12 protein-coding genes and 1 pseudogene are annotated in these 10,630 nt (G+C 58.3%); 2 read left to right on the top strand and 11 right to left on the bottom strand.

All coding sequences use genetic code 11. The features are described 5' to 3' along the window. Positions 1 to 87: 87 nt before the first annotated feature. Positions 88 to 297, top strand: coding sequence for a hypothetical protein (locus NAO55_RS19430; protein WP_090514573.1), 210 nt, complete (start codon positions 88 to 90; stop codon positions 295 to 297). A 74-nt stretch (positions 298 to 371) separates the two neighbouring features. Here NAO55_RS19430 and NAO55_RS19435 read toward each other — a convergent pair whose 3' ends face one another. The 3 genes from NAO55_RS19435 to NAO55_RS19445 form a co-directional block, all read right to left on the bottom strand. Further along, entirely contained in the window at positions 372 to 1,343 is a 972-nt protein-coding gene (locus tag NAO55_RS19435; RefSeq protein WP_090514570.1) for an inovirus-type Gp2 protein, read from the bottom strand. Between the two features lie 355 nt (positions 1,344 to 1,698). Next, positions 1,699 to 1,929 (bottom strand): helix-turn-helix transcriptional regulator, encoded by a 231-nt coding sequence (locus tag NAO55_RS19440; protein ID WP_093472388.1) that lies wholly within the window; start codon positions 1,927 to 1,929, stop codon positions 1,699 to 1,701. 51 nt (positions 1,930 to 1,980) lie between these two features. Further along, positions 1,981 to 3,276 carry a helix-turn-helix domain-containing protein gene (locus NAO55_RS19445; protein ID WP_143069552.1) on the bottom strand — a complete coding sequence of 432 codons (1,296 nt, stop codon included), beginning with the start codon at positions 3,274 to 3,276 and terminating at the stop codon, positions 1,981 to 1,983. Between the two features lie 131 nt (positions 3,277 to 3,407). On the opposite strand from NAO55_RS19445, the gene NAO55_RS19450 reads away from it, so the two are divergent. Continuing rightward, entirely contained in the window at positions 3,408 to 4,190 is a 783-nt protein-coding gene (locus NAO55_RS19450) for a hypothetical protein (protein WP_146030728.1), read from the top strand. Between the two features lie 373 nt (positions 4,191 to 4,563). Here the strand turns inward: NAO55_RS19450 and NAO55_RS21015 are convergent. The 8 genes and pseudogenes from NAO55_RS21015 to NAO55_RS19485 form a co-directional block, all read right to left on the bottom strand. Next, positions 4,564 to 4,665, bottom strand: a pseudogene (locus NAO55_RS21015) (transposase); the annotation flags it as partial. 259 nt (positions 4,666 to 4,924) lie between these two features. Further along, positions 4,925 to 5,122 carry a hypothetical protein gene (locus NAO55_RS19455; protein ID WP_063540103.1) on the bottom strand — a complete coding sequence of 66 codons (198 nt, stop codon included), beginning with the start codon at positions 5,120 to 5,122 and terminating at the stop codon, positions 4,925 to 4,927. 108 nt (positions 5,123 to 5,230) lie between these two features. Then, positions 5,231 to 6,238 carry a branched-chain amino acid ABC transporter permease gene (locus NAO55_RS19460; RefSeq protein ID WP_063540104.1) on the bottom strand — a complete coding sequence of 336 codons (1,008 nt, stop codon included), beginning with the start codon at positions 6,236 to 6,238 and terminating at the stop codon, positions 5,231 to 5,233. Positions 6,239 to 6,240: 2 nt separating this feature from the next. Then, positions 6,241 to 7,128, bottom strand: coding sequence for a branched-chain amino acid ABC transporter permease (locus tag NAO55_RS19465; RefSeq protein ID WP_063540105.1), 888 nt, complete (start codon positions 7,126 to 7,128; stop codon positions 6,241 to 6,243). A 69-nt stretch (positions 7,129 to 7,197) separates the two neighbouring features. After that, positions 7,198 to 8,415 (bottom strand): ABC transporter substrate-binding protein, encoded by a 1,218-nt coding sequence (locus tag NAO55_RS19470; protein WP_102839721.1) that lies wholly within the window; start codon positions 8,413 to 8,415, stop codon positions 7,198 to 7,200. Positions 8,416 to 8,499: 84 nt separating this feature from the next. Beyond that, entirely contained in the window at positions 8,500 to 9,216 is a 717-nt protein-coding gene (locus tag NAO55_RS19475; protein WP_180981624.1) for an ABC transporter ATP-binding protein, read from the bottom strand. Next, positions 9,213 to 9,989, bottom strand: coding sequence for an ABC transporter ATP-binding protein (locus NAO55_RS19480; protein ID WP_102839720.1), 777 nt, complete (start codon positions 9,987 to 9,989; stop codon positions 9,213 to 9,215). Before NAO55_RS19480 ends, NAO55_RS19475 begins: the two co-directional genes overlap by 4 nt. 310 nt (positions 9,990 to 10,299) lie before the next feature. Further along, the coding region (locus NAO55_RS19485) for an OprD family outer membrane porin (protein WP_256070281.1) at positions 10,300 to 10,630 on the bottom strand (331 nt) is incomplete at its 5' end.

Raw genomic sequence — 10,630 nt, forward strand, 5'->3', positions numbered from 1 at the left:
CCTGGCTCTCGCGCACAATGACCCCGGTCGCTGCTATGCGATTCAAGACTCTGCGATGCGCAGCCGTTGCCTGGCTGAGGCCAGGCAATGAGCACCGACGAAATCAGAGAGCTTCTGCTAGACCTGCAAAGGCTCGCTTTGGAGACGGAGCAAGCAGAGCAGGCGATTCTGCGCAAAGCCAAGGAGCGTCTGAGCCAACTGCCTGAGGCACCATCCAGCGAAACTGAAAGGCGTCTGCTTCGAGGGGTGTTATATCGAGCGGAATCGGCACTAGGGCTGAAAAATCAGATCGAGTAGGACACTTCCAGGGCGCATGACTGCGCCATGCAATACATTCAGTGCCCGTAGATTCCCTGGTTCAGCAGCACGAATTATCGCCGACGAACACGGTTCAGAGCCCCCTTACGCAGGCAGCGTGCTCCCGCAGGCTTCAAGCGCAGGTGCTGATCGTCCTTGACCAGGTACTTCATCGCGAAGTGCGTACGAGACCGTTTGGACTGATCATCCCTCTGGATCAGACCGATACCGCATTCGTCACCATACCCCTCCTTGTTGTGGTTGCAGCTGTGGGCATAACCCTGACCACGAGTGACCGCCTCCCACAGCTCGCTGATCTCAATCGCCTTCCAGACATCCCGGCACACCTGGTTGCCATTGAAGAAGTAGGCTGCATGGATGTGGTATCCCCTACCATCATTCCGATCCCCTTGCTCCACTGAGTACGTGTAGCCGATCAGGTGCTCGAAAGTCAGGTGACGGCTGTGCTCGTAGATCAGATCATCCAGGTGATCAAAGACTCGCTCGACTCGAAGTCTGGCCTGAGCTTCAGGTCGGTAATACAGATCCAGTCTGATGACCGTTGTGCGGGAGTACAGGCTCATCACAGCATCCGTGTACGCCTCCATTTCCCTCGCCTGCTGCTTGGCCAGCTCTCGTCGATCCCCTGGCCTGCGTCGATACCGTTGCTGACGAGTCAACTCACGGATCCGCTCGGTCAGGACGTTCATGCTCTGCTGATGACTTAGCCAGTAGGTACCCGTCTCACTCATGCAGACAGGGCCATTGGGTGAGCGCTGAAGGCTGATGTCATCACAGGCTTCCCGGAACGCTTGCAGGTGCTCACTGTAGTCGTACGGCACTCGATCATCGAACAGATTGCACATCTGCTGCACGTGGGTGAAGTGCTGGGAGAGCCTGGTCTTTTCGACCTGCTCATAGCCTGAGCGTTTATGCGTGATCCGGAATGCGGGTGTATCGCTGTGTTCGATAGCCTGGACGAGTGATTCGATCTTCAGGGCTATGTCGGACTGGGAGAGGTGGGTGTTGTGCTTGCGGTTGTTCATGGCTGAGTACCTAGTTGGTTATGTCGCATACCAGGTACGTGGTGTGTTTCTTTTTACTGGTCTTCTTTCCCTCTGGTGGTAGTCAGCGGTGATAGGTAGTGGTGGTTACTATTGGATAGATAGAGTAGATACTTAATGGCTATTGAATATTGGATATTTGATATATCAATAGATGCAGTCCTGCCGATGCCGACCATCCCGACCAGGCCGGGCAATGGGGAGCAACATTACCCGGCCTGGCGAGAGATTTTCCGCATTGCATTCTAGGAGAGTTAGTTGAGAGCCCAGCACCCTGAGCTGCGGCATAAACGCCATGACCAGCCGAGGCCAGTCATGGCGCGATGGTTAGTCCTTCCTAGCAGGCCATGCTCAGATGACCGACTGAGAGAACGGGTGCGCCTCCAGCGAGGTCCCGCTCTTCAATTCTTGCCAGGATCCAATCGTGCACCTCGCTATCGACCCAGCCGACGCAGCGGTCGCCAAGCGATACCGGTTTCGGGAAGGTGCCTTCCGAGATGTGCTTGTAGATGGTAGACCGGGCAAGACCGGTCGAGTCGATGACTTCTTTCAGACGGATGATTCGCATGAGCAGGCTCCTCTGTGGCTCAGAGGATGTGCGGGGGAAGTAAAAGATTACTTACGCTCTATCCCTTGACCGAGTCAGCAAGCCCAATTCGTAACGCTCACCAATAGGGATCTCAGCTTCTTCGCGATACAACTCGCAAACGCGCGGAGTCACGTATTTAATAACCAAGCAACTAGCCTGGGGTATGAGGGAGCGCTCCATTAGAAGCGTGGTAATCCTAGCCTTATCCTTTTTCTTCGGAGCAGGAATAATCTGGATGCGCGTGTTACAAGTCCCACCCGAAGGCATGCGCATAAGTATCTTCCGGATCCATCGAACGTTTTCCAGCGCCAACCAACCTATATGCTCGATCACTATCGCCCAGTCAGATTCATTTATAGCGGTGCCAGCACCAGCGCTCCCGTTAGGCCTCTGAAAGTCAGAAGCGATCATCTTCTCCAGTGATTTAGCCATTTCGGGAAAGTCAGGGTTAGAAAGCTCAACCCAACGATTAGAAAGAAGGAACGACGCGTAGGCATCGAGCCGCATGCAAAAAACGTTGAAGGCCTGCTCCTCAATAGCACGTAGATATCTCTCTACAACAGGCAGAGCAGTAGCACATACTGCTTCGCGTTGATTCCACCCAAAATCCTTAAGCGCCAAGACGGAACAAACATCTCTGCCGAGCCCGAGGAATGGATGATTCAAATTCAAAAAGTAGGTCGTGCTAAGCTTGACCCCCACGAATAACGTGTTCGATGCTCCCGGAACGTAGCTTCTAATTAACCCCCGAGCCAAAAGCCCCTGCAGCTGCGATTTAAGCCTTACCCCGCCCATACCGGTTATCTGCCGAAGCTGCGACGTGGTAACGTCACGAACGACACCAAGCTCATCGGCATAACTGAATAGCACAGCAAGCAGCCATCTGCTACTAGCACTAGGCTGATCAGCCTTACTTTTGCCCGGTGGTTTTTTTAAGCCAATCTTTTTTTTCGCACAGTCGCCTTGATCGTTTTTCTCATTTCTTTCAGAAAGGAGATTCTTGATAGCCTGAGCGCAGACGGACGGACAATTTTCTCCATCCAGCTCACTCAAGTGAGCCCGGAGCGCCGCTGACAACTTGTAAGTGCTTGAAGGGCGCCCTCTGCCAGTCGAAACCTTATCAACAACCAGATATGCCTCAGCCGCCAACTTTGAAACTGCCCGCGAGACCACGCGCAGAGAAATACCTAAACGCTCAGACAACTCTCGCAAGGTCATTCGCAACGCTTCATAGCCCTCAAAATGCATCACAAAAGAGGCCAAAACGAGACGCTCTTCAGGCGACAGTCCTTTTTCTTCGCTCCGGAATAAACGCAGACAGGGCATTCGAACACCGATTTTAGATCAAACAGCTACCCTATCTCTTCTGTTTCCGTTACGCAATAACGTTATCGTCAACGAATTTCTCGCTCCCCCCTTTTTTTGCTACGATGTTTTTTAACAGTCGGAGGCATCCTGTGGGACGAAAAAGGGCTATCGGTTTGGAATGGCTAGATCCTCAAGATACGGATCAACGTTCTTGGGCAGTAGAGTTTTTATTAAAAAACGGCTTCGAGGAAATTTTTTATTATCAACAAAAAATACGCCCCGGCGAATTGCCTTCACACCAGCAAATGCTACATGCAGGCGCCACAATCGAGCTAGACACTGCTAATGCAAGAAACATCTTTAAAGACATGAAAGATGCTTGGCGCCAACAGCGAAGTAGAAACAATAAAAAACAGAAAGGGCAACTCAACTGCACTTTCACGATAAATGGCGATTTGAAAAAAAACCTACACATCATGGCTAAGGATCTAAATATAAGCGCAACAGCATTAATAGAAAAACTGATAGTAAGAGCATACCAATCCCATCTAAAAAAGCGAGAGAAAGTAGCGCGCACAAAGTCAGAGAAACCTTTACTAGGGAACCATTGCGATACACCCGAAAACTCTAGGACTACTTTTAGCAAGAGGCCACATCAACTTGCCTCCCAAGCTGAACCTACCTGCGCACCCGCAGAAAATAGAAACCATGAAAATAATTCAGGCAGAAAGAATGAAATCGCAAGTGAAATCACCCCGACGGCTCATGATCTTTCCAACGAAAAAATAAATACTCACAACGCCAATCAAGGCACATACGCGACAAGAAAAAAAACGAGCTACATCGTACCTGCTACGATTCAAGAAAATATCGCAGCAAGCTATTTGGAAGATTTTGGCCCACTTGAGACCACATCTAGTCAAGACGAATAGCAACAAAGTCCTTTATAATTAGACATGAAACTCAACAAGCAACGTCGAGATAGATGAAAAGATTCATAATCAAAAAGCAATATGAGCCCCACAAAGTTAACTGACGCAATCCCGCACAAGAAACCTATCGGCGCGCAACAGCCCAAGCACCATACTAGTAATCTAAACTATGAACCGGACAACTTTCCGACAGCGCAGTATCGAACGACTCATCCTCTCCGACCGGAAGTCTTAGTCGCTCTCTGCTTTTGGGCCATAATGGCGCTGTTTGGATGCGTCGTAGTAACGCTTGAAAGCAGTCTCCAGGTTGCGCAGCGCCTCCAGCACGATACGTGCCGTGCGCTCACCGTCGGGGCGACATAGCTGCCAAGCCCGGCACCACAGCCTTTCCTGCACTAACCGCAGCCAGGCTGCCGTCCTGAAAGCTTGCGCCAGCGGAACAGCTGACTGGGTTGATACCGTTGCGACTGGCGACACCGAGATGCTATGCCCGGTTTCGAGCTAGCAGGGGCAAAATCTTGGGACTGTGTAGGCTGTATCCGTGATTGGCTGGCCAATATGCCATGAAGCCATAAACCGGGTAGAAAACCGGGTATCCTTCAAATAAGAATTGACCAACCCCCCCTAATTACCTGGCGTTCACACGAAAACTTACCGTCTAACGTCTAATCCGCACGCTCGATAAAGGCCCCGACTCGTCGGGGCCTTTTCGTTTCTGTCGATGCCGAAGATTTTTACAGCGGACCGGGGTCAGGCATCGGATCCGGCGGCGGAGCGACCTTCTCGAGTTGTTCCAGCACTTCATCCGGCAACTCGTCCGGGCCGTCCAGTTCGGTGTCGCTCTCGGCATCATCGAGGTCATTGAGCGGCGATTCGTCGGCTCGCCAGGGCCAGAAGGGTTGCGGCTGCACTTGGGGTTCGGTGCCAGGCATGGCGCTGTCCTCTGAAAAGGGGCCTGGGACGTTAGGCACGCATCCCGGTAACGGGTTCGCCGCTGGCGGCACCGTCCGGCGCAAACCGGACGGCCCCGCAGCACCGCATCATTTGAAGTTGCGCTTCACCAGCCGCTCCAGCCAGCCGACGATGCCGGAGCGGAACAGCAGCACGCAGAGCACGAAGATCACCCCGAGAATCACGTGCACCCATTCGCCCAGCGGTCCGTTGGACAGGTAGCTCTGCAGCGTCACCACCACCGTGGCGCCCACCAGCGGGCCAAGGATGGTGCCGACCCCGCCGAGCAGGGTCATCAGGATCACCTCGCCGGACATGTGCCAGTGGGCGTCGGTCAGCGAGGCGAGCTGGAACACCACGGTCTTGGTCGAGCCGGCCAGGCCCGCCAGCGCCGCCGAGATGACGAACGCCAGCAGCTTGTGCCGATCGACGTTGTAGCCGAGCGACACGGCGCGCGGCTCGTTCTCGCGGATGGCCTTGAGCACCTGGCCATAAGGCGAATGGATGGTGCGCTGGATGATGGCGAAGCCGAGCACGAACACCGCCAGCACGAAGTAGTACATGGCCATGTTGTTCTGCATGTCGACGAGGCCGAACAGGTGCCCGCGCGGCACGCCCTGCAGTCCGTTCTCGCCGCCGGTGAAGGGCGCCTGGACGAAGACGAAGAACACCAGCTGCGCCAGCGCCAGGGTGATCATCGCGAAGTAGATGCCCTGCCGCCGGATGGCCAGCATGCCGAACAGCGCACCGAGCACCGTCGAGGCCAGGGTGCCGGCGAGGATGCCCAGCTCGGTGCTGAGCCCGCTGTAGCTGCTCAGCATGTAGCCGGTGATGTAGCCACCGGTGGCGAAGAACGCCGCATGACCGAAGGACAGCAGCCCCGCGTAGCCCAGCAGCAGGTTGAAGGCGCAGGCGAACAGGGCGAAGCACAGCAGCTTCATCAGGAACACCGGGTACACCGCCAGCGGCGCCAACAGCGCGATCACCAGCAGCACCGCATAGAAGATCTTCTGCCGCCGCGCGGCCGCATGCCTGCGCTCGCGTACCACACTGGCCTGCCGCAGAGAGGCGGCCTGTACGTTTGCCGGATTCGTCATGCTCATGCCTCCTTACCAAAGAGTCCCGCAGGACGAATCAGCAGCACCGCCACCATGACCAGAAACACCACGGTGTTGGCAGCTTCCGGATAGAAGACCTTGGTCAGCCCCTCGATCAGGCCCATGGCGATGCCAGTGACGATGGCGCCGAGGATCGAGCCCATGCCGCCGATCACCACCACGGCGAACACCACGATCAGCAGGTTCGAGCCCATGCCCGGCGTCACCGCGTAGATCGGCGCGGCCAGCACGCCGGCAAATGCGGCCAGGGCCACACCGTAGCCATAGGTCAGGGTCACCAGCAGCGGTACGTTGATGCCGAAGCCCTGCATCAGCTTGGGGTTCTCGGTGCCGGCACGCAGGTACGAGCCCAGGCGGGTGCGTTCGATGACGTACCAGGTCGCCAGGCAGACCACCAACGCGGCGACGATCACCCAGGCGCGGTAGGTCGGCAGAAACATGAAGCCGAGGTTGAAGCCGCCGCGCAGCAGTTCCGGCATCGGGTAGGACGAGCCGGACACGCCGAACAGCTTGACGAAGCTGCCCTCGACGATCAGCGCCAGGCCGAAGGTCAGCAGCAGTCCGTAGAGGTGGTCCTCATTGGCGATGCGCCGCAGCAACCCGCGCTCGATGGCCATGCCCAGGCAGCCCACCAGCAACGGCGACAGCAGCAGCGCGACCCAGTAGCTCACGCCCAGGTAGTTCAGCCCGAGGAACGCGACGAAGGCGCCGAGCATGTACTGCGCGCCGTGGGCGAAATTGATGATACGCAGCAGACCGAAGATGATCGCCAGGCCCAGGCTCAGCAGCGCGTAGAACGCCCCGTTGATGAGGCCGAGCAGCAGCTGCCCGAGCAGCACGCTCAGAGGAACGCCGAATACGAGAGTCATGGTTCACCACCCAAAGGAAGTCCGTGGCACCCGGCCGCCGCCGGCCGGGTGATGGCGCGGATCAGCCGGTCAGTCCTTGGCGACCAGCTTGGTGCACTGGGTTTCGGCGATCGGCCGGTAGGCCTGGTCGCCGGGGATGGTGCGAACGATCTTGTACAGGTCCCACTCGCCCTTGGACTCGGCCGGTGTCTTGACCTGCACCAGATACATGTCGTGCACCATGCGGCCGTCCTCGCGAATGCGCCCATCCTTGGCGAACATGTCGTTGACCGGCGTCTTGGCCATCTGCGCACGCACTGCGACGGTCTCGTCGGTGCCGGCGGCCTTCACTGCGTTCAGGTAGTGGGTGGTCGCCGAATAGATGCCGGCGTGCACCATGCCCGGCATGCGCTTGGTGCGCTCGTAGTAGCGCTTGGCCCAGGCGCGGGTGTCGTCGTTCATGTCCCAGTACCAGCCGGTAGTCAGCATCAGGCCCTGGGTCACCTCCAGGCCCATGGCATGGATGTCGTTGAGGAACACCACCATGCCGGCGAGCTTCTGCCCGGACTGGGTGACGCCGAATTCGCTGGCGGTCTTCAGCGAGTTGACGGTATCGGCACCGGCGTTGGCCAGGGCGATGACCTCGGCGCCGGAACCCTGCGCCTGCAGCATGTAGGAGGAGAAATCGCTGCTCGGGAACGGATGGCGGACCTTGCCGACGATGCTGCCACCGTCGCCTTCCACCACCTTGGTGATGTCGGCTTCCATGGCGTGGCCGAAGGCGTAGTCGGCGGTGAGGATGTACCAGCTCTTGCCGCCGTCGGCGAGCACCGCCTTGGCCGTGCCGTTGGCCAGCGCGTAGGTGTCGTAAGTCCAGTGGATGTGGTTCGGCGAGCAGAACTCGTTGGTGATGCTGGAGGCCGCCGCGCCGGAGATCAGCGCCAGCTTGCCGCCCTGCTCCACCACCTTGCTCGCCGCCAGCACCACGGAGCTTGCGACCATGCCGGTCACCATGTCGACGTTGCGCTCGTCGATCCACTGACGCACGGTGTTGGCACCGACGTCCGGCTTGTTCAGGTCATCGGCGTGGAAGACGACGATCTTCTTGCCGTCGACCGTGCCGCCGAAATCCTCCACCGCCATCTTCAGCGCTTCCAGGCCGCCCGGGCCGGAGAGGTCGCGGTAGGTACCGGACATGTCGGCCAGATAGCCGATGCGGATTTCATCGTTGCTGATCTCGGCCTGGGCGGCCGAAGCGATCAGGGAAGAAGCCAGGATGGCGCTCGCGCTCTTGCGGAAAAAGCTCATGTAATCACCACTCTCGATTGTTTTTGTTGTGGTTAGGGCCGGCATCCACTGCGGCCGGTTGCTGCTTCCTGAGTCGTCCGGGGCTTACACCCCGAGACAGGAATTGAGGAAATCCTTCTTCGAATCCAGCTCCGCCGCCTCGATCTCCTCGATGATGCGGCCGTGTTCCATGACGTAATGGCGGTCGGCCAATGGCGCGGCGAAGCGGAAGTTCTGCTCCACCAGGACGATGGTCAGGCCGCGCTGTTTGAGCTTGATCAGCACCTCGCCGAGCTTCTGCACGATGACCGGCGCCAGGCCTTCGGTGATCTCATCGAGCAGCAGCAGGTTGGCGCCGGTGCGCAGAATGCGCGCCATGGCCAGCATCTGCTGCTCGCCGCCGGACAGCCGCGTGCCCTGACTGAAGCGGCGCTCATACAGGTTGGGGAACATTTCGTAGAGCTCGTCCAGGCTCATTCCACCGCTGCGCACCGTGGGCGGCAGCAGCAGGTTTTCCTCGACGCTCAGGCTGGCGAAGATGCCGCGCTCTTCCGGGCAGTAGCCGACGCCCAGCCTGGGAATCTGGTGGGCCGGCATGCCGATGGTTTCGTTGCCGTTGACCACGATGGAGCCGGTGCGCCGCCCGACCATGTTCATGATCGCCCGCAGCGTGGTGGTTCGCCCGGCGCCGTTGCGTCCGAGCAGGGTCACCAGCTCGCCGCGGCCGACCACCAGATCGACACCGTGCAGAATGTGCGACTCGCCGTAGAAGGCATGCAGATCGCTGACGCGCAGCTGATCGCGGTCCATAGGTGGATTCATGCGTGCGCCTCCTCGAGTGTCGCGGCTTCGCTGCCGAGATAGGCTTCGCGCACCTGCGGGTTGGCCGAAACGCTGTCGTAGTCGCCCTCGGCGAGTACCGCGCCACGCGCCAGCACGGTGATGCGATCGCACAGCCGGCTGACCACGCTGAGGTTGTGCTCGACCATCAGCACCGTACGCTTGGCCGCGGCCTTGCGCACCAGCTCGACGACCATGTCGACGTCCTCGCTGCCCATGCCCTGGGTCGGTTCGTCGAGCAACAGCACGAAGGGATCGAGCGCCAGGGTGGTGGCCAGCTCCAGCGCGCGCTTGCGACCGTAGGGCAGCTCGATCGCCAGGGTCTGGGCGAAGGATTGCAGGTCGACTTCGGCGAGCAGCTGCATCACCTGCTCATCCAGCTCGCGCAGGCTGCGCTCGGATTTCCAGAAGTGGAAGGAATTGCCCATCTTCTGCTGCAGCGCGACCCGCACGTTCTCCAGCACGCTCATGTGGCCGAACACCGCGGAAATCTGGAACGAGCGCACCAGGCCGAGCCGGGCGATCTCGTTGGCCTTCATCGAGGTGATGTTCTTGCCGCGATAGAGGATCTCGCCACGGGTGGGCGTGAGGAATTTGGTGAGCAGATTGAATACGGTGGTCTTGCCGGCGCCGTTGGGGCCGATAAGCGCATGGATGTGACCCTGACGGACCTTCAGATCGACGGAATCCACCGCGGTGAAGCCGCGAAATTCCTTGGTCAGGCCGCGCGTTTCCAGCACGAACTCTGCTTCCATGGGGTGCCCTCTAACCTTGATTGTTGTTGTTGGTTATGGCGCAGGTCACTGCATGACCTTTACGTAAACGATAACAACCGATTTCCGTAAACGGCAAGTGGCTTTTTCAAACGGGTGATTGATCTGGAAGGCGCGAAAAATCTGGGCGAATCGCCACTACCCAGGCGCCATCCGGTTGATTGTTCTGCGCCCAGGCACAGGCACACCCGTGGCGCGGAACCGCTGAAGGAAAGTCTCCGATCGATGCAAAAAGCCGGGCCTATGCGGCCCGGAAATTCCAACGAGGAGAGGTGCTGCTGCGAGTTGGTGCTTACCAGAGCGGCAGGCTGTAGCTGACGATGAAGCGGTTCTCGTCCAGATCGCTCTGGAAGTTGCTTCGCGTGGTGGCGTTGCGCAGCTTGAAGCCGAGGTTCTTCAGCGGACCGCTCTGGATGACGTAGGCGATGTCGGTGTTGCGCTCCCAGGTCTTGCCTTCGCTGGCGCCGGTGCCGCGGTCGACGTTGTCGCCGGAGACGTAGCGGGTCATCAGGCTCAGCCCAGGAATGCCCATGGCGGCGAAGTCGTAGTCATAACGGACCTGCCAGGAACGTTCGTCCTGGTTGCCGAAGTCGTTGATCTGCAGCAGGTTGATCAGCGCATTG

Origin of the sequence: Stutzerimonas frequens, from assembly GCF_024448335.1 — a bacterium.
Classification (GTDB): Bacteria; Pseudomonadota; Gammaproteobacteria; order Pseudomonadales; family Pseudomonadaceae; genus Stutzerimonas; species Stutzerimonas frequens.